15 protein-coding genes and 1 tRNA gene are annotated in these 25,235 nt (G+C 69.6%); 10 read left to right on the forward strand and 6 right to left on the reverse strand.

What is annotated here, in order from left to right; translation table 11 throughout:
* The 5 genes from G5B31_RS14050 (at window position 1) to G5B31_RS14070 (ending at window position 6,118) form a co-directional block, all read left to right on the forward strand.
* Window positions 1-378 carry a hypothetical protein gene (locus tag G5B31_RS14050; RefSeq protein WP_165018745.1) on the forward strand — a complete coding sequence of 126 codons (378 nt, stop codon included), beginning with the start codon at window positions 1-3 and terminating at the stop codon, window positions 376-378.
* Window positions 378-1,385 carry a branched-chain amino acid ABC transporter permease gene (locus G5B31_RS14055; RefSeq protein ID WP_165018747.1) on the forward strand — a complete coding sequence of 336 codons (1,008 nt, stop codon included), beginning with the start codon at window positions 378-380 and terminating at the stop codon, window positions 1,383-1,385. The genes G5B31_RS14050 and G5B31_RS14055 overlap by 1 nt, the downstream gene beginning before the upstream one ends.
* Window positions 1,382-2,686 (forward strand): branched-chain amino acid ABC transporter permease, encoded by a 1,305-nt coding sequence (locus G5B31_RS14060; protein ID WP_205911944.1) that lies wholly within the window; start codon window positions 1,382-1,384, stop codon window positions 2,684-2,686. Before G5B31_RS14055 ends, G5B31_RS14060 begins: the two co-directional genes overlap by 4 nt.
* A 389-nt stretch (window positions 2,687-3,075) precedes the next feature.
* Complete coding sequence (locus tag G5B31_RS14065) at window positions 3,076-5,496, forward strand: FAD-dependent oxidoreductase (RefSeq protein ID WP_165018749.1); 2,421 nt, start codon at window positions 3,076-3,078, stop codon at window positions 5,494-5,496.
* Window positions 5,497-5,512: 16 nt separating this feature from the next.
* Window positions 5,513-6,118, forward strand: coding sequence for a nucleotidyltransferase family protein (locus tag G5B31_RS14070; protein WP_165018751.1), 606 nt, complete (start codon window positions 5,513-5,515; stop codon window positions 6,116-6,118).
* Here the strand turns inward: G5B31_RS14070 and G5B31_RS21395 are convergent.
* The 3 genes from G5B31_RS21395 to G5B31_RS14085 all read right to left on the reverse strand — a co-directional run bounded on the left by G5B31_RS21395 (window position 6,107) and on the right by G5B31_RS14085 (window position 17,701).
* Window positions 6,107-8,536 carry a Hint domain-containing protein gene (locus tag G5B31_RS21395; RefSeq protein WP_165018753.1) on the reverse strand — a complete coding sequence of 810 codons (2,430 nt, stop codon included), beginning with the start codon at window positions 8,534-8,536 and terminating at the stop codon, window positions 6,107-6,109. The genes G5B31_RS14070 and G5B31_RS21395 overlap by 12 nt on opposite strands.
* A 241-nt stretch (window positions 8,537-8,777) precedes the next feature.
* Window positions 8,778-14,627 (reverse strand): Hint domain-containing protein, encoded by a 5,850-nt coding sequence (locus tag G5B31_RS14080; protein WP_165018755.1) that lies wholly within the window; start codon window positions 14,625-14,627, stop codon window positions 8,778-8,780.
* A gap of 296 nt (window positions 14,628-14,923) precedes the next feature.
* The gene (locus tag G5B31_RS14085; protein ID WP_165018757.1) at window positions 14,924-17,701 is read right to left on the reverse strand and encodes a Hint domain-containing protein; all 2,778 of its coding nucleotides are present in this window, start codon (window positions 17,699-17,701) and stop codon (window positions 14,924-14,926) included.
* Between the two features lie 792 nt (window positions 17,702-18,493).
* Here G5B31_RS14085 and G5B31_RS14090 point away from each other — a divergent pair.
* Window positions 18,494-18,577: transfer RNA gene (locus tag G5B31_RS14090), tRNA-Leu, on the forward strand.
* A gap of 310 nt (window positions 18,578-18,887) precedes the next feature.
* On the opposite strand, the gene G5B31_RS14095 is transcribed toward G5B31_RS14090, so the two are convergent.
* The gene (locus G5B31_RS14095) at window positions 18,888-19,745 is read right to left on the reverse strand and encodes a neutral zinc metallopeptidase (RefSeq protein ID WP_165018759.1); all 858 of its coding nucleotides are present in this window, start codon (window positions 19,743-19,745) and stop codon (window positions 18,888-18,890) included.
* A gap of 167 nt (window positions 19,746-19,912) precedes the next feature.
* On the opposite strand from G5B31_RS14095, the gene G5B31_RS14100 reads away from it, so the two are divergent.
* Window positions 19,913-20,383, forward strand: coding sequence for a disulfide bond formation protein B (locus G5B31_RS14100; protein WP_240904421.1), 471 nt, complete (start codon window positions 19,913-19,915; stop codon window positions 20,381-20,383).
* 315 nt (window positions 20,384-20,698) lie between these two features.
* On the opposite strand, the gene G5B31_RS14105 is transcribed toward G5B31_RS14100, so the two are convergent.
* Entirely contained in the window at window positions 20,699-21,895 is a 1,197-nt protein-coding gene (locus tag G5B31_RS14105) for a deoxyguanosinetriphosphate triphosphohydrolase (RefSeq protein ID WP_165018761.1), read from the reverse strand.
* 116 nt (window positions 21,896-22,011) lie between these two features.
* Between G5B31_RS14105 and G5B31_RS14110 the strand changes: the two genes are divergently transcribed.
* A complete protein-coding gene (locus G5B31_RS14110; protein WP_165018962.1) occupies window positions 22,012-22,338 on the forward strand; it encodes an iron-sulfur cluster assembly accessory protein in 327 nt (108 codons plus the stop codon).
* A 378-nt stretch (window positions 22,339-22,716) separates the two neighbouring features.
* Here G5B31_RS14110 and G5B31_RS14115 read toward each other — a convergent pair whose 3' ends face one another.
* Window positions 22,717-23,526, reverse strand: coding sequence for a glycosyltransferase (locus G5B31_RS14115; RefSeq protein WP_165018763.1), 810 nt, complete (start codon window positions 23,524-23,526; stop codon window positions 22,717-22,719).
* A gap of 65 nt (window positions 23,527-23,591) precedes the next feature.
* Between G5B31_RS14115 and xth the strand changes: the two genes are divergently transcribed.
* Both xth and G5B31_RS14125 read left to right on the forward strand, forming a co-directional pair.
* Window positions 23,592-24,383 carry an exodeoxyribonuclease III gene (gene xth / locus G5B31_RS14120; protein ID WP_165018764.1) on the forward strand — a complete coding sequence of 264 codons (792 nt, stop codon included), beginning with the start codon at window positions 23,592-23,594 and terminating at the stop codon, window positions 24,381-24,383.
* Window positions 24,376-25,224, forward strand: a complete 849-nt coding sequence (locus G5B31_RS14125; protein ID WP_165018766.1) for a sugar phosphate isomerase/epimerase — start codon at window positions 24,376-24,378, stop codon at window positions 25,222-25,224. The genes xth and G5B31_RS14125 overlap by 8 nt, the downstream gene beginning before the upstream one ends.
* The last annotated feature ends 11 nt before the right edge of the window (window positions 25,225-25,235 follow it).

Genomic DNA, 25,235 nt, shown 5'->3' on the forward strand with positions numbered 1-25,235 from the left:
TTGCGAACCGGGCTTGCGGCGCTGCTTCTGGCGGCCCCTGCCCCGCTGGCGGCCGAAAGCCTCGACTGCCTGATGCAGCACCATTGCATGACCGGCGACGGCTGCGCCGATCTGGCCGAAGCGGCGGCGATGCGGCTGGAACTGGCCGCCGACCGCGCCTCGGGCCGGCTGGGTGTCGGCGAGGTCCAGATGGAGCTGAGGCTGCTCGCCCGGCACGAACGGGGCGACACCTTCCTTGCCGAGGCACCGGGCGGCGGCTCGATCGGGGTGCTGACGCTGGCCCCCGACGGCCGCTTCCTGACCAGCTCGCACGAGTTCGGGATGGAGCCGATCCTTGTCACCGCCGGAACCGGCACCTGCACGCCGAGGAATGGCTGATGGATTTCCTGAACGCCCTCACCGCCTTCGCCAATTTCATCCTCGTCCCCGGGCTGGCCTACGGCAGCCAGTTGGCGCTCGGCGCGCTCGGGGTGACGTTGGTCTTCGGCGTGCTGCGGTTCTCCAACTTCGCCCATGGCGACACCATGGCCTTCGGCACCGCCTTCGCCATCCTGATCACCTGGTGGTTCCAGTCGATGGGGATCGGCTTCGGCCCGCTGCCGACCGCCCTTCTGGCGCTGCCCTTCGCCATCGCGATCACCGCCGCCCTGGTGCTGGCCACCGACCGGGTGGTCTACCGCTTCTACCGCCGGCAGAAGGCCAAGCCGATCGTGCTGGTCATCGTCTCGGCCGGGGTGATGTTCGTGATGAACGGGCTGGTGCGAATGATCATCGGCACCTCGGAGAAGATCTTCGCCGACGGCGCGCGGATGGCGCTGAACCCGCAGGACTTCAAGGCCTGGACCGGGCTGACCGAGCCCCTGGCGATCAAGACCACCGCCCTGGTCTCGGTGGTGGTGGCGGTGATCTGCGTGGCGCTCCTGTTCTGGTTCCTGCAGAAGACCCGCACCGGCAAGTCGATGCGGGCCTATTCCGACAACGAGGATCTGGCGCTCCTGTCCGGCATCAACCCCGACAAGGTGGTGGCGGTGACCTGGATCATCACCGCGGCGCTGGCGACCATCGCCGGCACGCTCTACGGCCTGGACAAGAGCTTCCGCGTCTTCGTCTACTTCGGCCTGTTGCTGCCGATCTTCGCCGCCGCCATCGTCGGCGGCCTCGGCAGCCCGCTGGGCGCCATCGTCGGCGGCTATGTCATCGCCTTCTCGGAGCTGATCGTCACCTATGCCTGGCGCAAGATCGCCGGCTACGTCCTGCCCGAAAGCTGGCTGGGCGACGGGCTCTACCAGGCGCTCTCGACCGACTACAAGGTGGCGGTCAGCTTCGTCATCCTGATCATCGTCCTCTTGTTCAAGCCCACCGGCATCTACGGAGCGAAGACATGACCCTGCACCGCAACGTGTTCCTCTTCGCCGGGGTCGGCCTGCTGTTCCTGCTGACCGGGGCGCTGCAAAGCTGGAACCTCAGCCTGAACATCCTGAACCTGGCGCTCTTGTCCGCCATCATGGCGGTTGGGGTGAACATCCAGTGGGGCTATGCCGGCCTGTTCTCCACCGGCATCGTCGGCTCGGTCGCGCTCGGCGGGCTGGCGGTGGTGCTGGTCTCCGGCAAGCCGGTGCCCGAGGGATGGGCGGCGGGCGGCCCGCGCATCGCCGCCGCGCTGGCCTTCGCCGCGCTGGCCATCGCGCTGGCGGTCTGGCTCTACCGCCGGCTGAAGCCGGGCGCCGCCCGCGCGCTGGCGCTGGCGCTGTTCCTGCTGGTGGCCTTCTTCATCTACCGCGGCCTCCTCGACCCCGCCGTGCTGGCGGTGGAAGCGAACAACCCCGCCCAGGCCGGCCATATCGGCGGGCTGGGGCTGAACTCCCTCTGGGCCTGGCCGGTGGGCGCGCTTCTCGCCGCCGCTGCGGCCTGGGTGATCGGCAAGATCGCCCTCGGCCTGCGCGAGGACTACCTGGCCATCGCCACCCTCGGCATCGCCGAGATCATCGTCGCGCTGATGCGCAACGAGGACTGGCTGGACCGCGGCGTCAAGAACCTGATCGACCTGCCCCGCCCCTGGCCGGTGCCGAAGGAGATCGACCTGCAGGTCAACCCCGCCTTCCTGGAGCCGGTGGCGGCCATGGGCCTGGACCCGGTTGCAACCTCGACCATCTTCGTCAAGCTGCTCTACGCCGCCCTCTTCGGCGCGGTGCTGGTTCTGCTGATCTGGCTGACCGAGCGGGCGCTGAACAGCCCCTGGGGCCGCACCGTCCGCGCCATCCGCGACAACGAGGTCTCGGCCGCCGCCATGGGCAAGGACGTGAAATACCGCCACTTGCAGATCTTCATCATCGGCTCGGCCGTGGTGGGGCTGGCGGGGGCGATGATGACCTCGATGGACGGGCAGCTGACCCCGGGCAGCTATGTGCCGCTGCGCTTCACCTTCCTGATCTGGGTGATGGTGATCGTCGGCGGCTCGGGCAACAACTGGGGCTCGGTCCTCGGCGGGCTGCTGATCGGCTGGCTCTACCTGGCGGCGGAGTCGCTCGGGCCCAGCATCCTGCGCCATGTCACATCGGTCCTGCCCTTCGGGGTCACCGAGGACGACCTGAAGGAGTTCTCGGCCCATACCCGGCTGATGACGCTGGGGGTGGTGCTGCTCCTGGTGATGCGCTTCGCGCCGAAGGGGCTGATCCCGGAGAAGTGAGCGCCCGGCTTCCACGGTCGTCTTGGCGAAGGCGCGTGCCTTCGCCATAGCGCACCGTTTCAATTGGGACCGGCCGGGCCTCAAAGGCCCGGCCAGCGCCCGCCCGCCCCTCGGCGGGCGCTTCTCGCCCGCCCGGGCGGGCGCTGGCCTCTCGGCGTTATGTGCCACTACCGTCTCTGTTTGATCCGCCGCGCACGGGCGGGGGCGAGGCAGTGCCTCGCCTGTTCCCGCCCCGGCCAAGCCGCGAGTCTTCCGCTGCTGCATATCACCCCCGGGGGGACCAAGATGAAATCCGCAACACATCCCCGACATTTCCTGTCGCAAATCTTCATGCCTTCCCTGCCCCGTCCCGCCATGGTGCCGAAAACGGAATGCAGGGAGTTCCCGGAATGAAAAGCCATGCGCGTGTGGTGGTGATCGGCGGCGGCGTCGTCGGTTGCTCGGTCCTCTATCACCTAACCAAGCTCGGCTGGTCGGACGTGATGCTGATCGAAAGGTCCGAGCTGACCTCGGGCTCCACCTGGCACGCGGCGGGCGGCTTCCACACCCTGAACGGCGACACCAACATGGCCGCCCTGCAGGGCTACACCATCCGGCTGTATAAAGAGCTGGAAGAGATCACCGGCATGTCCTGCGGCCTCCACCACGTCGGCGGGGTGACGCTGGCCGACAACCAGGCGCGTTTCGACCAACTGGTCGCCGAACGGGCCAAGCACCGCTACATGGGGCTGGACACCGAGATCGTCGGGCCCGAGGAAATCCGCAAGCTGACCGACGGGCTGGTCAATCTGGAGGGCATCATCGGCGGGCTCTACGACCCGCTGGACGGCCACCTCGACCCCTCGGGCACCACCCATGCCTATGCCAAGGCCGCGCGGATGGGCGGGGCCGAGATCGTGCTGCACAACCGGGTGCTGGAGACGCGGCCCACCAAAGACGGCTGGGAGGTCGTCACCGAGAAGGGCACCGTGACCTGCGAGCATCTGGTCAACGCCGGCGGCCTCTGGGCGCGCGAGATCGGGGCGATGGCGGGGGTCTACCTGCCCCTGCTGCCGATGGCGCACCAGTATCTGGTCACCGACGACATCCCGGAAATCATGGAGATCCTGAAATCCGGCCGCGAATTCCCCCATGTGATGGACCCCGGCGGCGAGTCCTACCTGCGGCAGGAAGGCCGCGGCCTCTGCATCGGCTTCTACGAGAAGCCCTGCGAGCCGTGGAGCGTGGACGGCACCCCCTGGGACTTCGGCCATGAGCTGCTGAACGAGCAGTTCGACAAGATCGAGGATTCGGTGAATTTCGCCTACCGCCGCTTCCCGGTGCTGGAACGCTCCGGCGTCAAGCGGGTGATCCACGGCCCCTTCACCTTCGCCCCCGACGGCAACCCGCTGGTCGGCCCGGTCCAGGGCCTGCGCAACTACTGGTCGGCCTGCGCGGTGATGGCGGGCTTCTCCCAAGGCGGCGGCATGGGCCTCGCGCTGGCGCAATGGATGGTCGAGGGCGAGGTCGAGCGCGATCCCCGCGGCTTCGACGTGTCGCGCTTCGGCACCTGGACCAGCCCGGGCTATACCGTGCCGAAGGTGATCGAGAACTACCAGATGCGCTTCTCGGTCAGCTACCCGAACGAGGAACGCCCCGCCGCCCGGCCGTTCCGGCAGACGCCGATGTATGACACCTTCGACGCCATGGGCGCGGTCTGGGGCCAGCAATACGGGCTGGAGGTGGTGAACTACTTCGCCCTGCCCGGCGAGCCGCGGCACGAGGCGCCGACCTTCAAGCGCTCCAACGCCTGGGAGGCGACGAAACAGGAGGTGCGGGCGCTGCGCGAGGGCGTCGGCATCAACGAATTGCAGAACTTCGGCAAGTATCTGGTCAAGGGGATCGGCGCCCGCGCCTGGCTGGACCGGATCATGGCCGGCCGCATCCCCAAGCCCGGGCGGCTGTCGCTGACCCCGATGCTGGCGCATTCCGGCAAGATCATCGGCGATTTCACCGTCTCCTGCCTCAGCGAGACCGAATTCCAGCTGACCGCCAGCTACGGCGCCCAAGGCTGGCACATGCGCTGGTTCGAGCAGAACGCAGGCCCGGGGGTGACGGTCGAGAACATCTCCGACAGCCGCACCGGCTTCACCATCGCCGGCCCCGGCGCGCGCGACCTGCTGGCGAAGGTCACCCGGTCGGATGTCTCGGCACAGGCGTTCCGCTTCATGGACGTGAAGCGGCTGACCGTCGGCATGGCCAATTGCATCGTCCAGCGCGTCAGCTACACCGCCGACCTGGGCTACGAGATCTTCTGCGATGCGATGAGCGTGCAGCACCTGTGGAAGGTGCTGAACGAGGCCGGCAAGGACATGGGCCTGCGCGCCTTCGGGATGCGGGCCATGATGTCGCTGCGGCTGGACAAGTGGTTCGGCAGCTGGGGCCGCGAGTTCAGCCCGGACTACACCCCGATGGAAACCGGCCTCGACCGCTTCGTCGCCTGGAACAAGGCCGCCGACTGGATCGGCAAGGCCGCCGCGGTGGCAGAGAAGGCCAGCGGGCCGAAGCGGCGGCTGGTCTCCTTCGTGGTCGACGCCAAGGATGCCGACGTGGTGGCCTGGGAGCCGATCTGGCTGGACGGCGCGGTGGTCGGCTTCTGCACCTCGGGCGGCTTCAGCCATTGGACCGGCAAGTCGGTGGCGCAGGGCTTCCTGCCGGCGGAGGCCGTGAAGGACGGGCTGGAGTGCGAGATCGAGATCCTGGGCGAACGCCGCAAGGCCACCGTCCACCTGGCGCCGATCTGGGACGACGGCGGCCGGATGCGCGACTGATTTTCGCCGAAAATCAGTGTCTTCCGCCTCGATCCTGATCCTCGCCGCCGGAGCCTCCGCCCGGATGGGCGGGCGGGACAAGCTGCTGGAGCCGGTGGCGGGCCGGCCGCTCTTGCGGCTGATGGCGGAACGCGCCCTCGCCACCGGCGCGCCGGTCCTCGTGGTGCTGCCGCCGGACCGGCCCGCACGGGCCGCGGCGCTGGCCGGTCTGGCGCTGCGGAGCATCATCGCGGAGGACGCGGCGGAGGGGATGGCGGCCAGCCTGCGGGCCGGGATCGCCGCCCTGCCCCCGGATGCGCCGGGGGCAATGATCCTGCCGGCCGACATGCCGGGGATCACCGCCGAGGACATGGCGCGGATGCTGGACCGATGGGCCGGGGCGCCGGACACGATCCTGCGCGGGGCCGATGAACAGGGACGGGAGGGCCACCCGGTGCTCTTCCCCGCCGACCTGTTCCCGGCGCTCATGGCGCTGACCGGCGACCGGGGCGCCCGCTCCGTGCTGGCAGCCAACCGCGCCCGGCTGCGGACCATCGCCCTGCCCGGCGACCATGCCCTGCTGGACATCGACACGCCGGAGGACTGGGCCGCCTTCCGGGCCGGGGAAGGCTCAGGCGGCTAGCAGCACCCGCGCCTCATGCGCCTTCAGCACCATCCGCGCCGCCGGGAAGGCGACGGCGGTTTGCTCCAGCTCGGGGAAAAGCGCCAGGATCTCGGCCTGCTGCGCCCGGTCCATGCCGCCGACCATCCGGCTGGCGGGCTGGAAGCTCTCGCTCCAGATGCCGTCCGAGCACAGGATCTGATGCTGCTCGAACATGACATGGATATAGTCGATGCCGGGGCTCAGCTCCTGCCTTATGCCCATGCGGCCGCAGAGGTGGAGGGCGGCGACCAGCACCTCGGGCTCGCCGAACAGCATCTCGGCGCGCGGGCCCTCCAGCAGCAGGCGGTGCTGCGGCGAGACCCGCATGTCGCGGGCGGGCAGGCCCGGGCCGAAGGCGCCGGCCGGGATCAGCACCGGCCTCAGCGCCGGGTTCACCACCAGATGCGCGAGGCTCAGCCGCTTGCGGCCCACCCAGGCGACGCGCTGCATCCCGCCGTCGCGGGTGGCGACCAGATCGCCGACGCGCAGGGCCTCCACCCGCCGCTCGCCCCGCTCGGTCAGGATGCGGGTGCCGGGGGTGAAGCAGGGGATGATCGTCTCGATGTCGGTGAACTGCAGCGTGCCGATCACCGCGCCCATGCCGTCGAGGAACTCGACATAGCCGTTCTCGGGGTTCAGCGGGTCGCGGTAGATGTTGGTCAGCGCCCAGCCCCAGTCGGACAGGTCCAGCACGTCCTGGTCGGTGCCGGTGCTGCCGCCGTCGACGGTATCGCCGAGGCCGCCGTAGATGGTGTCCTGGTCGGCGCCGCCGTAGACCAGGCTGTTGCCGCCGCCGGTCAGCGCATCCCGCCCGGCCCCGCCGTAAAGCGTGTCGGTGCCGGTGCCGCCATACAGCACGTCGTCGCCGGTGCCGCCGTCCAGGCTGTCGTCGCCGGCGCCGCCGTAGAGGGTGTCGTCGCCATCCTCGCCGTAAAGCCGGTCGTTGCCCTCGTCGCCGTGCAGCACGTCGTTGCCGAGGCCGGACCAGACGGTGTCGTTGCCGAGGCCGCCGTAGACCAGATCGTTGCCGGACAGCAGGCTGCCGGTGATGTCGTCGATGGTGTCGTCGCCCGCCCCGCCGTAGACGGTATCGTCGCCATCGCCGAAGAAGAGCGAGTCGGCGCCGTCGGCGCCGTAGAGGATGTCGTTGCCCGCCCCGCCGTAGAGCAGGTCGTTCTCCGTTCCGCCATCCAGCAGGTCGTTGCCGTCGCCGCCCGTCAGCGTGTCGATCCCGGCGCCGCCGTAAAGCGCGTCGTTGCCGATGCCGCCGTCCAGACTGTCCGCGCCGTCGCCGCCGAGAAGGGTATCGTCGCCCGCCCCGCCGATAAGCTGGTCGTTCTCCGTCCCGCCGTCCAGCAGGTCGTTGCCGTCGCCGCCCGTCAGGGTGTCGATGCCCGCACCGCCGTAGAGCGCATCGTCGTCGGCGCCGCCGTCCAGACTGTCGGCGCCGTCGACGCCGAGAAGCGTGTCGTTGCCCGTCCCGCCGGCAAGCTGGTCGTTGCCGATACCGCCGTCCAGGCTGTCGGCCCCGGCGCCGCCCGTCAGGGTGTCGTTGCCGGCATCGCCGTAAAGCGTGTCGTCGCCGTCGCCGCCCTCCAGGCTGTCCTGCGCGGCCCCGCCGTAAAGCAGGTCGTTGCCGGCACCGCCGAACAGCCGGTCGTTGCCGTCCTCGCCATAAAGGGTGTCGTGCCCGGCCTCGCCCAGCAGGCTGTCGTTGCCGGTGCCGCCGTAGACGAGGTCGTTGCCGAGGCCCGCCTGAACCGTGTCGTTGCCCGCGCCGGCGCGGATGCTGTCGTCGTTCAGGCCTGAGGGGTTGATGCCGTCGTTGTTGTCGATCCGGTCCGAGCCGTTGGCCACCGGCTCGACATAGGAGGCGTTGATCAGGTTGTTGCCGCTGGTGCCCTCGACCCAGCCGTCGTCCCAGCCGGTGGGCTGGCGGTCGGCGGCGAAGTTGGTGTTGGTCGAGGTCTCCACCCCGGTCAGGGTGATCGAGAGGATCGGCTTGGCCTCGAAGGCCGCGGTGTCGGCATTCGCCGTCATCTCGGGGGCGAGGAACAACTCGCCGGTGGTGGATTGCGCGATCACCGCCGTCACCGTGGCGGTGGTGCCGTCGGCATAGGTGATCGTCGCGTGATAGGCGGTCAGCGCGTCGAAGGTGTAGGTGGTGCCGCCCGAGGTGAACTGGTCGGGCAGAAACGCGCTGTTGTTCATGTCCAGATCGGCGGTGCCGCTCCGGTTGATCATCGTCGCGCTGGCGATGTGCCCGTAAAGCGGGTCGCCGGAGGACCCGTAGGTGTTCCCCACCAGGGCCGAGGCGTTCTCGGCGTTGGAATTGCCCTCGGTCGGGTCGATGGCAGGCCCGGTTCCGAGAAAGATCCAGTTGAAAGTCGTCGCCATGGCTCAGCCCTCCGCTTCCGCGCGGCGCGGCGGGGCCGGAGGCGGGAGACGGGTCCCTCCCAGGGCGATTCTCGGCAGTTCCGATACCATTGCGAGCCTTCGCGGAAAACTTTGCGATGACCCGGGATTAGTCGCCCGACATGGCAGCATCGGGGCATGATTGGGGCTTGTTTCGGATCGGTAAACAAACCGCAGCCCGGATTCCGGGCTGCGGCGGCAGGATCGTGGCGAAGACGTGGCGTCAGGCCGCGGTCAGCAGCAGCGCTTCGTGCTTCTTCAGGCTCAGCCTTGCGGCGGGGAACAAGAGGCCCAGCTTCAGGTCGGGGAACAGCGTCAGCAGTTCGCGGCGCAGGTCATCCTCCATCCCCGCCAGCGTCAGCGCGCCGGGCTGGTAGCTTTCCGACCAGGCACCGTTCGCCCGCACGATCTCATGCCGGTCGAAGAGGAGATGGATGTAGCCCACCCCATCCGCCGCATCCTCCTGCGCGATGCCGGGGCGGCCGGCCAGGTGGGTGGCGGCGACCAGCACCTCCTGCTCGCCGAACAGCAGTTCCGCGCGGCTGCCGGTGATCAGCATCCGGTGCTGCGGCGAGACCACCAGGTCGCGTTCCGGCAAGTTGAGGCCGAGCGCGCCCTTGCGGATGCGCACCGGGTTCAGCTGCGGCGCGGCGGCCAGCTCGTCGGCGGAAAGGTCGCGGCGGCCGATCCAGCGAATTTCCTGATAGCCGCTGTCGCGGGTCAGCACCCGGTCGCCCTCGCGCAGCTTCTCGACCCGGACCTCGCCGCGGTCGGTGGCGATCAGCGTGCCGGGGGTGAAGCAGGGCACGATGACATTCTCGATGTTCGAGAACGACAGCGTGCCCACCACCGCGCCGCTGCCGTCGAGGAATTCGACGGTGCCGTTCTCGGGGTTGGCCGAGTCGTAGATGACGTTGACATCGCCGAGGCCGGTCAGGTCCAGCGTGTCGTAATCGTCGCCGCCCTCGCCGCCGTCGATCACGTCGCCGATGCCGCCGAGGAACAGGTCGCGGTCGTCGCCGCCCTCCAGCGTGTCGGCCCCGCCGCCGCCGATCAGGGTGTCGTTGCCGGTGCCGCCGTAGACGATGTCGTCACCCGCCCCGGCCTCCACCAGGTCGTTGCCGCCCTCGGCAAGGATCAGGTCGTCGTCGCTGCCGTCGGCGGCGTCGCCCGCATCCACCCGGTCGCCCTCCGGGTCGCCGGTGTAGCCGGCGTCGATGACATCGTCGCCCGCGCCGCCCTCGACCACATGGTCCGGCTGCTGGCCGTAGAGCACGCCGTCGACGTAGAGGTTCTCGATGTTGTAGAATTCCAGCGTGCCGCCGTCGTTGAAGAAGACGGTGCCGTTCTCCGGGTTGCCGGGGTCGAGACTGACCGAGGCGACATCCTCGACATAGAGGGTGTCGTCGTCCTCGCCGGTGGTGGTGCTTTCGTAGCCGTCGACATAATCGCCGGCGCCACCGTAGAAGGTGTCGGCATCCTCCTCGCCCAGCATGGTGTCGGCGCCCGCGCCGCCGATCAGGGTATCGGCGCCGTTCGAGCCCTGGATGAAGTCGTCGCCGTCGCCGCCGTAGACCAGGTCGTTCTCGCCCGATCCGGTGACGGTGTCGTTGCCCCCGCCGCCATAGACGGTGTCGTCGCCATAACCGCCGTAGACATGGTCGTGGCCGTCGCCGCCGTAGACCTCGTCATTGCCGGCGCCGCCATAGACCGAGTCGTCTCCTGCGCCGCCGTAGACGAAGTCGTTGCCGGCATCGCCGCGCAGGAAATCGTCGCCCTCGCCGCCGTAAAGCGTGTCGTCGTCCTCGTCGCCCTGGGCGTAGTCGTTGCCCGCGCCGGTCTCGATCAGGTCGTTGCCGGTGCCGCCATAGGCGCGGTCGTCGCCCTCCAGCGCATGGATGGCGTCGTTGCCGCCGAGGGCATAGATCTCGTCGTCGTCCGAGCCGGGATTGGACAGGATGGCGTCGTTGTTGTCGATCACGTCGCCGTTGGCGTCGATATAGCCGGCGCCGATCAGGTCGCCGCCGCCGGTGCCCCAGATCAGCCCGTCCGGGGTGGCGCCCGCCAGCTGGATCTGCTCGATCCCGGTGAAGGCGACGGTGCTGCCGTCGCTGCGGGTGACCACGCCGCTTTCGCCGTCCTCGCCATAGGCGATGCTGTCGATGCCGTCGACCACCAGGATGTCGAAATCGTCGCCGCCCTCGCCGCCGTCCACCGTGTCGGTGCCGGTGGCGTGGATCACGTCGCGGTCGTCGCCGCCTTCCAGCAGGTTGGCCCCGGCGCCGCCGTGCAGGGTGTCGTTGCCGCTGCCGCCGCGGACGGTGTCGTCGCCGTCGCCGGCCTGGACGCTGTCGGCGCCGTCGCCCGCCTCGATCACGTCGTCCGGCCCGTCGGAGCCGTCGATCACGTCGCCATTGGCGTCGGTATAGCCCGGCAGCATGGTGTCGGCGCCGGCGGTGCCCTGGACCACGCCGTCGCCGGTGCCGTGGCTGACGCCATCGACCACCAGCACCTCGATGTTCTGGAAGGTCAGGGTGGAGCCGTCGTTGAAGGTGACGGTGCCGGATTCGTTGTTGCCGCCGCCATAGACGAAAGAGGCGACATCGTTCACCACCAGCGTGTCGTGGTCGTCGCCCTCCTCGCCGCCGTCCACCACGTCGCCGCCGCCGCCGTGGATCAGGTCGCGGTCGCCGCCGCCGGACAGCACATCCGCGCCGTCGCCGCCGTCCAGCGTGTCGTTGCCGGCGTCGCCCGCAAGCGTGTCGTCGCCCGAGCCGCCGGCGATCAGGTCGTCGCCCGCGCCGCCCGACAGGCTGTCGGCATCGTCGGGGATCACCTCCCAGGCCGGGGTGGTGTCGACGGAGAGTTCGTAGAAGACGCCGCCGGAATCGGAGGAGAGGTTCTCGACCGAGACCGAGGTCATCGGGCCGTGGATCACCAGCACCGCGGGCTGGAACGGTCCCGGCGCATCGGCACCGGCGGCCAGGTGGCCATCGGCGTCGATGTAGTAGGAGGTGGTGCCGGAGGCGAATTCCACCAGCCCCAAGGCCATCGCCTGGTTCAGGTCCAGCGGCTGGCCGTCCACCCAGATCACCAGGGTCTCGGCGGTGTTCAGCCCGGTGAGCCGCAGCTGGACGCTGCCGACATCGGCCGAGAAGACATGGGTATGGGTCTCGTGCGGGGTGTCGCCGCCGCCCACCCGATAGCCGGCGGCAAGCTCGGTCCCGCCGTCCGCCAGCGCGAAGGTGCCGGTCTCCCCGGTCAGCGCGCCCTGGTCGGAACTGGCGGCATGGCCGAAATCGGGGTTGCCGCCGGTGCCGGCGACGGTGCCGGAGGCGCCGGTGACCAGGGCGAACTCGGGCGGCATCCAGTTGGGGGTCTGCAGGTCCTCGCCGCCGTGAAGCGTGTCGTTGCCCGCCCCGCCGAGAATCGTGTCCTGCCCCAGCCCGCCGTCGAGGCTGTCGTCGCCGCCGCCCGCCTCGATCAGGTCGTCGCCGTCGCCGCCCGACAGCGTGTCGTCGCCGTCGCCGGTGGTGATGCTGTCGTTGCCCGCGCCGCCCTCGGCCAGCGTCGCGCCGTCCAGGTCGATCAGGCTGTCGTCGCCCTCGCCGCCGTCCAGCGTGTCGGCCCCGGCCCCGCCGTAAAGCGTGTCCTCGCTGCCGCCGCCCAGCAGGCTGTCGTCGCCGGCGTCGCCCTGGATCAGGTCCTGATCGTCGCCGCCGTCGATGGTGTCGTGGCCTTCGCCGCCCGACAGGCTGTCGTTGCCCGAATTGCCGAAGAGATCATCGTCGCCCGCATCGCCGCTGGCGCTGTCGTCGCCGAAGCCCGCGTCGATCTGGTCGTTGCCCGCGCCGCCGGTGATGCTGTCGGCGCCGATGCCGCCGAAGATGACATCATCGCCCAGGCCGCCGTCGATGCTGTCGTCGTCGGCGAGATAGGCATCGGCCGGGTTGGTGTCGACCAGCAGCGAATAGATCGTGCCGTTGCCCATGCCGGTGGACGAAAGGTTCTGCACCGACAGGGTGGTGAAGGGTTGCAGAATGGTCAGCGTGGCGGGATCGGGCTCGGCGACCGGCGGCTGGGTGGCGGCCAGCGCGCCGCTGCCGTCGATGACGAAGCCGGTGCTGCCCGGGGTGAACTCGACCAGCCCGGCGGCGATGGCGTCGTTCAGGTCGATGGCCACGCCGTCCAGCCAGATCACCAGCGTCTCGGAGGGGTCGATGGCAGCGATCACCAGCACCGCCCCCGCGACCTCCTGCCCGAAGCTGTGGGTGTGGGTCTCGTTGGCGTTGCTGCCGTTGCCGACATGGTAGCCGGTCATCTCGCCGCCGCCCTCCAGCGCGACGGTCCAGCTGTCGACCGAGGCGCCGGTGGTGGCGACGCTGTGGTCGAAGTCGGCGTTGCCGTTGCTGCCGGTCAGGGTCTGGGTCAGGCCGGTGATCTCGGCATATTCCTGCCAGACGGTGTATTCGGCGCCGCCGCCGATGGTGTCGTCGCCCGCGCCGCCGATCAGCGTATCGGACCCTCCGTTGCCCGACAGGTCGTCGTTGCCCTCGTCGCCCTCGATCCGGTCGTTGCCGGCCCCGCCGGCCAGCGTGTCGTCGCCATCGCCGCCGGAGACCTGCACCCCGCCTTCGGTGGCGGTGGCGTCCAGATGGTCGTCCCCGCCGGTCAGGGTGACCGTCTCCATGCCGGTGAAGGTGCCGCCGCCGTCGCCCGAGACGAAGCCGTAATCGCCCGCGCCGTCGCCGGTGAATTGCACCTCCACCCCCGTCTCGCCGGTGAAGACCAGCGAATCCGTGCCGGCCCCGCCGTGCAGCGCGTCCTCGCCCTCGCCTTCGCCGGTGACGAAGCTGTCGTCGCCGGTGCCGCCGTAGACGGTGTCGTCGCCCTGCCCGGCATGGATGGTGTCGTTGCCGCTATAGCCGAAGATCAGGTCGGCCTCGCCGCCGGTCTGGTTGTCGGCATGGTCCACCCTGTCGCCGTCGGGATCGCCGGTATAGGCGCCGTCGATCACATCGCCCGCGGCGGTGCCCTGGACCACATAATCCGGCCCCGGGGCGGCGGTGGTGATGGTCAGATAGCCGGTGTCGACGTTCCCCGCCCCGTCCAGGATGGTATAGGTCACCACGTTGGAGCCGATGTCGCCGTCGGCGGTGATGGTCAGCGTGCCGTCGGGGTTCAGCGTCACCTGCTCGCCGGTGGCCAGGGTCACGGTCTGGCCGGGCGCCACGTCCTGGCCCATGATCTCGGTGATGGTCAGGCCGGTGCCGGTCAGGTCGCGGTCGTTGGCCAGCACCTCGACCAGGCGGGTGGAATTGGCGGTCAGCTGCACCTCGTCGTCGAAGGCCAGCGCGATGGTCTGGATGCTGTCGCCCGAGATCAGCACGTTGGAATCATAGACCGCATCGCCGCCGTCGGCGATGCCGATCTTGATGGTGTTGACCTCACCCGCATTCACCGGCGCCTTGAAGGACAGCACATAGGTCAGCCCGTCCATCTCGGTGTTGAACTGGTCGGCGCCGTTGTCGCGGTAGAGGTTCTGGTTCGAGGCGGCGTTGACGTTGTCGATGGCGATGTTGCCGCTGGCGGTGACGGTGGCCTCGACGAATTCCCCGTTCACCCAGACGCCGAAACTGTCGTTGACGTTGGAATTGACGTATTCGGGATATTCTTCCGAGGTGAAGACGAAGCGCATCGTCAGATAGTCGCCTTCGGGGATGAAGCTGGCCTCGAAGATGGCGGCGTCGAAGGTCTGCTGGCCCGCGACCGCGTTCATAGCGGGGTCGCCGTCGATGCCGGCGGTGTCGGTGCCGGTGCCCTGGTTTATGTTGGTGTTGGTGGTGCCGGAACTGTTGGTGAAGTCGGCCGCGCGGCCGGTGGACAGGATCACGCCGCTGTCGCTGTCGGTGACGCCGGGGATGGTGGAAAGCGCGCCGCTGTAGACCCCCGCCGCCCCGGCCGCGCCGGTGTAGCTGGCCGAGACGATCTGGATGCCGTCGCCGAAGATGGTTTCCGCCATCTGCATGGCAGAGGCATTGGTGTCGATCGTCAACTCGTTCGCGATGGCCATTCGTTACCCTTCCGTCGATCCGCTTCCGCCGCAGGGGAAGCGGCGCACCAGCCACGACCGCCCTGGCGGAATCTCCTCCTCCAGCGCGGTTTATCGGATCGAAGGGTTAAGCTTGCATTGCGGCGAAACCGCGGGGCGACCGTGGCGGCCCCGCGCGGAATTATGTCGAATGCACGGCATTTCATGCCGCCGGGCGGGGCGGGGCGGCGCAAATGAAAAGGGCCCCCGAGACGGAGGCCCTTTCCCTTGCGACCGGAGTGCCTTGCAGGCGGACCCGGTCCGCGCTGCATAACCCGTTACTTGACCAGAAGCCGCGCCTCGTGCCGCTTCAGCGTGCGGCGGGCGGCCTGGTAATCCTCGATCCCCTTGTCGCTCTTCAACTCGGGGAAAAGCTCGAAGATCTCGCTCCTCTGGGCGTTGCCCAACCCTTTCAGCGTGTAATCGCCGGGCTGGAAGCTTTCGGTCCAGGCGCCGTTCGACAGCACCACCTCGTGCCGGTCGAACATGAAGTGGATATAGGTCACGCCGATCGCCTCGACCGCATGGACGCCCTGGGTGCCGGCCAGGTGCTTCGCCGCCACCAGCACCTCGTGCTCGTCGAAGTAGAGCTGGGTCCGGTCGTTCGCCACCAGCAGCCGGTGGTTGGGCGAGACCATCATGTCCTGCTCCGGCAACCCGTTGCCGAGCGCGCCGCGCTTGATGAAGACCGGCTGCAGGTGGCTGTTCAGCCGCAGTTCCTGCCCCGTCAGCGCCTTCTCGCCCACCCAGCGGATTTCCTGGATGCCGTTGTCGCGGGTCACCACCTTGTCGCCCGGCCGCAGGCTTTCCACCGGCATCTCGCCGCGCGGGGTGGCGATCAGGGTGCCGGGGGTGAAGCAGGGGATGACGTTCTCGATGTTGACGAAGGTCAGCGTCCCGGTCTCGTTGCCGTCGTCGTCGAGGAAATGGACAACGCCGTTCTCGGGGTTGGTCGGGTCGTAGTCGATCCGCAGCGGGCCGGCGCCGGAGAGGTCCAGCGTGTCGTAGTCGTCGCCGCCCTCGCTGCCGTCGATCACGTCGCCGCTGCCGTCGGCGCCGCTGCCGACGATGAAGACGTCGCGGTCGTCGCCGCCGGTCATGGTGTCGCTGCCCTGGCCGCCGACCAGCGTGTCGTTGCCGGCGCCGCCGAACAGCGAGTCCTCGTCCACGCCGCCGTCGAGGTAGTCGTCGCCCTCGTCGCCGTAGAGGGTGTCGTCGTCGTCGCGGCCGTAGATGGTGTCGTTGCCCTCGCCGCCGAACATCAGGTCGCGGTTGTTGTCGGGCCGCAGGTCGCCGGCCTCGTCGGGGATGTCCAGCGCGTCGCCGATCACGTCGTTCAGGCCGCCGTAGATCAGGTCGTCGCCGGTGCCGCCGTGGATGGTGTCGCTGCCCTCGCTGCCGACCAGGGTGTCGTCCCCGTCGCCGCCGAAGACCAGGTCGGCGTCGATGCCGGCATCGACCAGGTCGTTGCCGTCGCCGCCGTGGATGGTGTCGGCATCGTCGCCGGTGCGGATGGTGTCGTTGCCGGTGCCGCCGAAGACCAGGTCGCGGTCGTTGTTCGGATCGGCATCGGCCGGGTAGACGCCGGGATAGTCGATGTCGGGCAGCGGAAGGCCGCCGCCGCCGGTGGTGTCGATCACGTCGTCGCCGTCGCCGCCGAAGACGGTGTCGTTGCCCTGGCCCGAGACGATGGTGTCGTTGCCGCCGCCGGCCACCACGCGGTCGTCGTTCGGCCCGTCGCCGCCGATGATCGCATCGTTGGCGTCGATGCGGTCGCCGTCGAACGGGTCGACGTAGCCGGTGTCGATCAGATCGCCACCCTCGGTGCCGCGGACGATGCCGTCGCGGCCCGGGCCGCCGCTGCCGACGGTGACCACGACCTGCGCCGTGTCGGTGCCGCCGTTGCCGTCCGAGATCTCGTAGTCGATGGTGGCGGTGCCGGTGAAGCCGGCCGCAGGGGTGAAGGTCAGGGTGCCGTCCGGGTTGACCGTGACGGTGCCGTCGGCCGAGGTGGGCGTGCCGACCACCGCCAGCGTGTCGCCGTCGACATCGGTGTCGTTCGCCAGCACCGGGATCACCACCGGCACGTTGACCGTGGTGGTCGCGGTGTCGTCATTGGCGTCCGGCGCGTCGTTCACCGGGGTCACGTTCACCGTGACGGTCGAGGTGGCGGTGTTGCCGTCCGGGTCCGTCACCACATAGGTGATGGTGTCCGGCCCGTGGTAGTTGCCGTCCGGCGTATAGGTGAGGGTGCCGTCCGGGTTCACCGTCACCGTGCCGTGGTCGGCGGTCGGGGTGCCGTCGATGGCCAGCGGATCGCCGTTCGGGTCGGTGTCGTTGCCGAGGACGTCGATCACCACCGGGGTGTCTTCCGGGGTCTCGGCGGTGTCCGGGTTGGCGACCGGGTCCTCGTCGGGGACGATGTTGTCCACCGTGTCCGACAGCGAGAAGAAATCGACCGTGCCCAGGAAGTTGTCGCCGATGTTGTTCAGCATGTCGGGGTCGGAATTGGCCTGACCGGCGCCGACGATCCAAGGCTGGCTCTGGTCGGCCATGTCCATGGTCAGTCCGGGCGGCACGTCGGCGCTGTAGTCGGCGCCGGAGGTCTGGTTCTCGATCGCCAGTTGGCCGCCCGCGCCGCCCTCGTCCCAGGAATAGCTGAGGTTGATGGTGTCGCCCGGCTGGTAGAAGTCCGGCCCGGTCGAGAAGGTGGTGGAGCCGCCCTCGGTCTCGTGCGTGATCTGGACCGAGCCGTCGGGGAAGACCTCGACCCGGTAGCTGCCCTGGTTCTCGCCCGTGCTGTCGCGGGACAGCACGGTCTGCGGGCCGTCCATGTCGCCGTCGGTGGGGCGGAAGTTGATCTCCAGAGTGCCGCGATCCATCTGGAACTGCGACGCGGGGTAGATCTTGGCGAAGTCGTTGACACCGTCGAGGACGAGGTCGCCCCCGACAGCGGAAGCGCCATTCAGGTAGATCCCGTTCTGGATCCCGTTGATCGGCGCATCATCGACAACCGTGGTGTTGTCGTCGAAATTGTAAAGCGCGAAAACCGGCATCTCTTGTTCCCTCGATCCTTTGGCGTCGCCGCCACACCCCGTTACATCCCGTCCCGGCCCCAAGGCCGGAAGGAAGACGCCACGAAGCCCGCTTGCGCAGGTTCCATGCGGACCGATCGAGCAGGTGATGTGAGGAGGGGGATGCCCAGGCCAGAAAAGGCCATTCGCCAGCATGGCGTTCGCCGGTGATCCGGCAGCGGCAGCACTCTCGTCACTGTATCCGCGCCTCGCGGCGCGTCACCAACATACGACCGCCCCCACGGCCCATACGTCTTCAGCAGACCCTTTCCTGATACCTTCCGTTCACCTTGGCGCAAAGGGAAAAACGGCAAATTTCTGTCAAAGTGAAACCGCCGGGTGGGGGACGCCGCGGGGTTCGCCGCAGGGTTGTGGAGGGGATTGTTTCCGGTCCGGCATCGATCCGGCGGGGCATCGGCGGCGAACCGCGGCAAACCGGCCGATTTCGGCCGGTTCGGGCCAGCGCCCGGCCGGGAATGTTCACCATCCTGAAACTTGGGCAGCCCTGCCCCGATCCGTTAACCCTCGCCCGCAATCGCGGCAGGATTGCGGCCGAGCGCTGCCCGCCTGTTCGGAATCCGGAACCAATCGCGCGGAATTTCCGGCATCGGCGCCTGCCGGCCGACGGTCAGGGTTAACGGGTGCCGAATCACACCGGGGTTTCGCCGGCTGGACAGGGCTGTCCGGGGCCGCGATTCGGGATGTTGAGCGCGAGTGATGGGCCGCAGCGCCCGATTGACGGCCGGAGCAGCGGCGGATACACCGCGCGGCGTGGCCCGAGTGGCGGAACGGTAGACGCAGCGGATTCAAAATCCGTCGCCGCAAGGCATGAGAGTTCGAATCTCTCCTCGGGCACCACTTTCTGGCGAACTCCTTGCCAGAGTTTGATCCTCCCAATTACCCGCTGATCCCGCGACTTTTCTCCGGGCGGGAAAAGGCGAGGCACTGCCTCGCCCCCGCCCGTGCGCGACATGTCAACCGGAGACCTGTCGGCACGAGACCCCGGAAGGCCAGCGCCCGACCGGGCGGGCGAGAAGCGCCCGCCGAGGGGCGGGCGGGCGCTGGCCGGGCCATTGAGGCCCGGCCGGGACAAGGTGCAGCCGTTGCGCCATGGCGAAGGCACGCGCCTTCGCCAGGACACCGGCAGAGCGGCGGCGCGGCTCCCGCCCTACAGATCGTCCGTCGAGAAGGTGTCGCAATCGGCGATGCGGCCGGATTGCAGCCCGGTCACGAACCAGCGCGACCGCTGCTCCGAGGTGCCGTGGGTGAAGGTATGCGGCATCGGCCGCCGGCCGGCGTTCCGTTGCAGCGTGTCGTCGCCGATCTGGCGCGCCGCCGCCACCGCCTCTTCCAGGTCGCCCGGCTCGATCGTGCCCAGCTCCTGCGCCGCCGCCCGCGCCCAGATGCCCGACAGGCAATCCGCCTGCAGTTCGATCCGCACCGAGATCTCGTTCGATTCCGCCTCGCTCACCTGCTGGCGGATCTGGTTGGCCTTGCCGAGGATGCCGAGTTCGTCCTGCACATGATGGCCCACCTCATGCGCCACCACATAGGCGGCGGCGAAATCGCCGTTCGCCCCCAGCCGCTGCGACAGCGTGGTGAAGAAGGCGGTGTCGAGATAGACCTTCTTGTCCGCCGGGCAGTAGAACGGCCCCGTCGCCTCGGACGCGCCGCCGCAGGCCGAGGGAGTGTGGTCCTTGAACAGCACCAGCGTGGTGGGCTTGTAGGTCCGGTTCAGCTGGTCGCGGAACACCGCGGTCCAGATCTCCTCGGTATCGGCCAGGGTGACGGCGACGAATTCGCCGGCCTGGCGGTCGGCCTCGGTCAGCTCCACCGGGCCCTCCTGCCCGCCCTCCATCCCGCCGGGGCCGAGCAGCTGGCTGGGGTCCACCCCCAGGAACAGCGCCAGCAGGACCACGACGATGGCCCCTGCCCCGCCGACCGAGGCGGTGCGCCCGCCCATCCGCCCGCCCATCTGGCGGCGGTCCTCGATGTTGCGGCTCTGGCGGCGACCCTTCCATTCCATCCCGGCACCCTTTCTCGACAGCGTTGGTGACTTTGGGCCGCGGCCCGGATGGGGAAAGCCTAGCCCCTTGCCCGCCGCCCCGGAAGGGGGAGCTTTCACCATGGCGTGTCTTCCGCCTGCCGGGACCCGGCGCTATGGTCGCGCCGCAACGGCGAAGGATGGGCGACATGGCTGACACCGCGACACGGGCGATGACGCTGGCGGGCCTCGGCTCGGCGGCGCTGCTGGCCGGGGCCTTCGGCTTCCAGTATATCGGCGGCATGGCGCCCTGCCAGCTGTGCCTCTGGCAGCGCTGGCCCCATGCGGCGGCGGTGCTGATCCTCGGGCTGGCGCTGGCGACCGGCTGGCGGTGGCTTGCCTGGCTGGGCGCGCTGGCGGCGCTGGCGACGGCGGGGATCGGCCTCTTCCACGCGGGGGTGGAGCAGGGCTGGTGGGAGTTCGTCTCTTCCTGCACCCAAGGCTCGATCTCCGGCCTCTCCGGCGCCGAACTGCTGGACCCCAGCCTCGCCACCGCCCCGCCGGTGCGCTGCGACGCGATCCCCTGGTCGCTGATGGGAATCTCCATGGCCGGCTGGAACGCCATCGCCTCCGCCGGGCTGGCGCTGGTCTGGGTGTTCGCGGCGGTGCGACCGCGCTGAGAAGCCTACAGTTTACCGCAACAGGCCGATCCGGGACCTGTGGCCGGGCGGGATCAGGCGAGGCACTGCCTCGCCCCGCCCGTGCGCGAGGGTTCGACCGGAGACTGTGGCAGCACGAAACCGGGAGAGGCCAGCGCCCGCCCGGGCGGGCGAGAAGCGCCCGCCGAGGGGCGGGCGGGCGCTGGCCGGGCCTTGGGGGCCCGGCCGGGAGGGTTGACAGGTTGCGCTATGGCGAAGGCGACGGCCTTCGCCAGGGAAGCCGAGCAAGAAGGCGTGCCGGCGCTGCGAAGCCTCCGATTTTTCGCCGAAAAATCGCTACCCCGCCCGCACCACCGGCTCCACGCCCATCAGCCTGGCATGTTCCTGGATGGCGAAGCGATCGGTCATCCCGGCGACGTAATCCGCCACGACCCGCGCCAGTTGCGTCTCGTCCGCCGCCGCCTCGACATCGGCGCGCCATTCCTGCGGCAGCAGGCCCGGCTCCTTCAGGAACAGCGGGAACAGGTCGTCCACCACCCGCGTCACCTGCGCCCGCACCTCCATCACCGTGGGGGCGCGATACATGCGGTGGAACAGGAAACTGCGCACCGCCTTCAGCTCCTGATACAGCGGCTTGGAGAAGCGGATGATCGTCGTCCCCATCTGGCGGATGTCGTCCACCGACTGCGGCTGCGCCGCCGCCAGCCGGTTCTGCGCCACCGCGATCACGTCCTCGACCATCCGGCCGAACACCCGCCGCAAGGCCTCGTGCCGCCGCCGCATCTTCTCCAGCCCGGGATAGAGCCGGTCGACCTCCTCGAAGGCGGGGCCGGAGACCGGCAGTTCCATCAGGTCCTCCTCGGTGAAGAGGCCCGAGCGCAAGCCGTCGTGCAGGTCGTGGTGGGAATAGGCCACGTCGTCGGCGATGGCGGCCACCTGCGCCTCGGCGCTGGCATGGGTGTCCAGCTCCAGATCCCAGGCCGCATTCACCTCGGCCAGGGCATAGGGCAGGTCGTCCGGGTCGTGGGCGTGCTTGGCGTCCGCATTGGGGCCGATGACCGGGCCGTTGTGCTTGGCGATGCCTTCCAGCGTTTCCCAGGTCAGGTTCAGCCCGTCGAAATCGGCATAATGCCGTTCCAGCCGCGTCACGATCCGCAACGCCTGTGCATTGTGGTCGAAGCCGCCATAGGGCGCCATCAGCCGGGCCAGCGCATCCTCGCCGGTGTGGCCGAAGGGGGTGTGGCCGAGGTCGTGGGCCAGCGCCACCGCCTCGGCCAGGTCGGTGTTCAGCCCCAGCACCCCGGCGATGGTGCGCGCCACCTGCGCCACCTCGATCGAATGCGTCAGCCGGGTGCGGTAGTAATCGCCCTCATGCTCGACGAAGACCTGGGTCTTGTGCTTCAGCCGCCGGAAGGCCGAGGAATGGATGATCCGGTCGCGGTCGCGCTGGAACGGGCTGCGGAACGAGGACATGCCCTCGGGGAAGAGCCGCCCGCGCGAGGCGGAGGGCTGGCAGGCGAAGGGGGCGAGCATCGGTCGGGTCCTCAGGGCACGCGCCGCTGCCGGGTGCGATCCGGGGGCGCTTGTCGTTTGCGTCTTTCTCCATATATGGGCAGAATGCAGGAAAGCCCACGGGAACAGCCATGGAACTGACACTTCCCCCCCGCGTCACCGACCGCGCCTTCGCCCGGCTGGCCGAGATCGCCGACCTGACCGGCGATGCCCGCCCGCTGCGGGTGGGCGTTTCGGGCGGCGGCTGCTCGGGGTTCCAATACGACATAAGGCTGGACGAGCCGGCCGCCGACGACATGGTGCTGGAGAAGGACGGGCAGAAGGTGCTGGTCGATCCGGTCTCGCTGCCCTTCCTGCAGAACGCGGTGATCGACTTCACCGACGAGCTGATCGGCGCCCGCTTCGTGGTGGAAAACCCCAACGCCAGCAGCTCCTGCGGCTGCGGCACCAGCTTCTCGATCTAGGATCGGCATCCGGCACCGGAAGGGTTCTCGGCTTGGCCGGGTCTTGGCGGGGAGAACCCCGCCCTACGGGAACAGCCCGGCGAATCCGTCGTAGGGCGGGGTTCACCCCGCCATTCCTTCGTATCCGCGGGCGGGAGAAGGCGAGGCACTGCCTCGCCCCCGCCCGTGCGCGACGGTAGCACCCGGAGACGCTGGCAGCCCAAGACCCCGGGAGGCCAGCGCCCGCCCGGGCGGGCGAGAAGCGCCCGCCGAGGGGCGGGCGGGCGCTGGCCGGGTGCTTGGGGCACCCGGCCGGGACAAGGGGAAGCGTTGCGCTGTGGCGAAGGCACGTGCCTTCGCCAGGGAGGCAGGGCAGGGCAAATCGTATGCCGCCCTCCGTCACCCCCGCAGCCGGTCGGCGATGAAGCGGTAGTAGCTGCGCCCCGCGCCCTCGGCGACGAAGGCGGCGTTCAGGGCGATCTTGGCGCGGAACACCTGCGCCGCCGCCCGCGCCATCTCCGGCGGCAGCATCGCATCGGCCTCCAGCCGGGCGACATGCTCCAGATAGGCGGCATGGACCCGGACCGGAAAATCCGCGGCCGCGGTCACCCCCTGCCCGTTCATCCGCAGCCGATAGGGCGCGGCCCCGACCGGCAGGCAGCCGCCCCTCTGCGCCATCACCTGCAACATGTGAAGCACGTCCTGCGACAGCGCCTCGACGAAGGGCGGGCAGAGGCGCCGCGCCACCAGCCCGCGGACCGAGGCGCCGCTGGCCGCCAGATCGGCGAAGCCGAGCCGCCGCAGGTCCTGCCACAGCTGCAGGATCACCGCGCCGCCCTCCTCCACCTCCAGCGCCGAGACCGCCGCGCCCTCCGCCCGCGCCTTCGGCAGCAGCGCGGCCAGCCAGCCCGGCGCCAGCAGGTCGTCGGCGTCGAGGCAGGCGACAAACGCCCCCCGCGCCCGCGCCAGCGCCCGGTTGCGTGCCGCGCCGGTGCCCGAGCCGACGATCCCGGTCACCGCCACCTGCACCGAGGGCAGGCCCGCCACCATGGCGCAGTCGCTGCCGTCGTCCGATTCGACCAGCACCTCCAGCCGCTCGGCCGGAAGCCCGCCCCGCAGGGCGGACTCCACGGCATCCCGCAGCGTGGCCCCGGCCCGGTAGGCCGGGATCAGCACCGAGACCAGCGGCTCCATCATCCCCTCCCTCATGGCGGTGAACCTTGCCCTTCCCGGCCGCGCCCGGCAAGATGCGGGCCAGAACCGGAGCACAGCGCATGAAGATCGCCACATTCAACATCAACGGCATCAAGGCGCGGATCGAGGCGCTGCCGCGCTGGCTGGAAGACGCGAAGCCCGACGTGGCCTGCCTGCAGGAGATCAAGTGCCAGGACGAGGCCTTCCCGCGCGCGATGTTCGAGGACATGGGCTACAATGTGGAGACCCATGGCCAGAAAAGCTTCAACGGCGTGGCGATCCTGTCGCGATACCCGCTGGAGGACGTGGTGCGCGGCCTGCCCCCGCTTCATCCGGGCGACGACGGCGACGACCATGCCCGCTGGATCGAGGCCACGGTGACCGGCCGGCGGGCGGTGCGGGTCTGCGGGCTCTACCTGCCGAACGGCAACCCGGCGCCGGGGCCGAAATACGACTACAAGCTGGCCTGGATGGCGCGGATGGAGGCGCGGGTGCGCGCGCTGATGGCCGAGGAGATGCCCGTGGTCTTCCTCGGCGACTACAACGTCATCCCGCAGCCCGAGGATGCCGCCCGGCCGCAGGCCTGGGTGACCGATGCGCTGTTCCTGCCGGAAAGCCGCGCCGCGCTGCGCCGGATGGTGAATCTCGGCCTGACCGACGCCATCCGCAGCCGCGACCCGCGGCCGGGGGTCTATACCTTCTGGGACTACCAGGCCAATTCCTGGGAACGCGGCAACGGCATCCGCATCGACCACCTGATGCTGACCCCGCAGGCAGCCGACCTGTTGCAGGAGGCCGGGGTCGACCGGCAGGTGCGGGCGGGCGACAAGCCCTCGGACCATGTGCCGGCCTGGGTCGAGCTGGATGCCTGACCTGCCCCGCCCCGATCTTCCGCGCCCCGGCGCCGCGGTCTACCTGTCCGACTTGGCCGAGGTTCCCGGCCTGCGCCGCTGGATCGACGGGCGCGACGTGGAGATCCGCGATTTCATCGCCCTCGGCGCCTTGCAGGGCGACGGCTGGCGCGGGATCGCCGCCCGGGTGAGGGCGGAATTCGCCGGCCATTCCGGCCGGATCGGCCTGCACGGCCCCTTCCTCGGCTTCGCCCTCGACCAGCCGGACCCGGAGCTGCGCGCCATCGTGCAGGCCCGGATGCTGGCGGCGCTGGCGGCGCTGGAGGTCTTCTGCGGCGGGCGGCAGGGCCATATGGTGCTGCACAGCCCCTTCACCACCTGGTCCGGCTTCAACCGCGGCACCGAGATGGACGACCAGCGGGGCATCACCTCCCGCACGCTGGAGGTGCTGGCCCCGGTGGTGCGGCGGGCCGAGGAGACCGGCGCGACGCTGGTGATCGAGAACTGCGAGGACCGCGACCCGATGGAGCGGGTCGACCTGGCCCGCGCCTTCGGATCGGCCGCGGTGCGGGTCTCGCTGGACACCGGGCACGCGGAATATGCCCATGGCTCCACCGGGGCGCCGCCGGTCGATGCTTATGTCCGAGCGGCCGGGGCGCTGCTGGCGCATGTGCACCTGCAGGATGCCGATGGCGTGGCCGACCGGCATTGGGCGCTCGGCCGCGGCAGCATCCGCTGGCACGGGGTGTTCCTGGCGCTGCGGGAACTGCCGGAGATGCCGCGGCTGATCATCGAGATGGCGCAGGCAAAGGACATCCTGGTCTCGGCCCGGTTCCTCGAAAGCGAGGGGCTGGCGGGCTGAGCGCACGGATT

Origin of the sequence: Rhodobacter sp. SGA-6-6 (assembly GCF_011043545.1) — a bacterium.
Lineage (GTDB): Bacteria > Pseudomonadota > Alphaproteobacteria > Rhodobacterales > Rhodobacteraceae > Pseudogemmobacter.

What these genes read in the sequence shown, in the direction of transcription:
- G5B31_RS14055 (WP_165018747.1), top strand. Translation starts at nt 378, where the DNA reads ATGGATTTCCTGAACGCCCTCACCGCCTTCGCCAATTTCATCCTCGTC.
- G5B31_RS14060 (WP_205911944.1), top strand. Translation starts at nt 1,382, where the DNA reads ATGACCCTGCACCGCAACGTGTTCCTCTTCGCCGGGGTCGGCCTGCTG.
- G5B31_RS14065 (WP_165018749.1), top strand. Translation starts at nt 3,076, where the DNA reads ATGAAAAGCCATGCGCGTGTGGTGGTGATCGGCGGCGGCGTCGTCGGT.
- G5B31_RS21395 (WP_165018753.1), bottom strand. Translation starts at nt 8,536, where the DNA reads ATGGCGACGACTTTCAACTGGATCTTTCTCGGAACCGGGCCTGCCATC.
- G5B31_RS14080 (WP_165018755.1), bottom strand. Translation starts at nt 14,627, where the DNA reads ATGGCCATCGCGAACGAGTTGACGATCGACACCAATGCCTCTGCCATG.
- G5B31_RS14085 (WP_165018757.1), bottom strand. Translation starts at nt 17,701, where the DNA reads ATGCCGGTTTTCGCGCTTTACAATTTCGACGACAACACCACGGTTGTC.
- G5B31_RS14095 (WP_165018759.1), bottom strand. Translation starts at nt 19,745, where the DNA reads ATGGAATGGAAGGGTCGCCGCCAGAGCCGCAACATCGAGGACCGCCGC.
- G5B31_RS14100 (WP_240904421.1), top strand. Translation starts at nt 19,913, where the DNA reads ATGGCTGACACCGCGACACGGGCGATGACGCTGGCGGGCCTCGGCTCG.
- G5B31_RS14105 (WP_165018761.1), bottom strand. Translation starts at nt 21,895, where the DNA reads ATGCTCGCCCCCTTCGCCTGCCAGCCCTCCGCCTCGCGCGGGCGGCTC.
- G5B31_RS14115 (WP_165018763.1), bottom strand. Translation starts at nt 23,526, where the DNA reads ATGAGGGAGGGGATGATGGAGCCGCTGGTCTCGGTGCTGATCCCGGCC.
- xth (WP_165018764.1), top strand. Translation starts at nt 23,592, where the DNA reads ATGAAGATCGCCACATTCAACATCAACGGCATCAAGGCGCGGATCGAG.
- G5B31_RS14125 (WP_165018766.1), top strand. Translation starts at nt 24,376, where the DNA reads ATGCCTGACCTGCCCCGCCCCGATCTTCCGCGCCCCGGCGCCGCGGTC.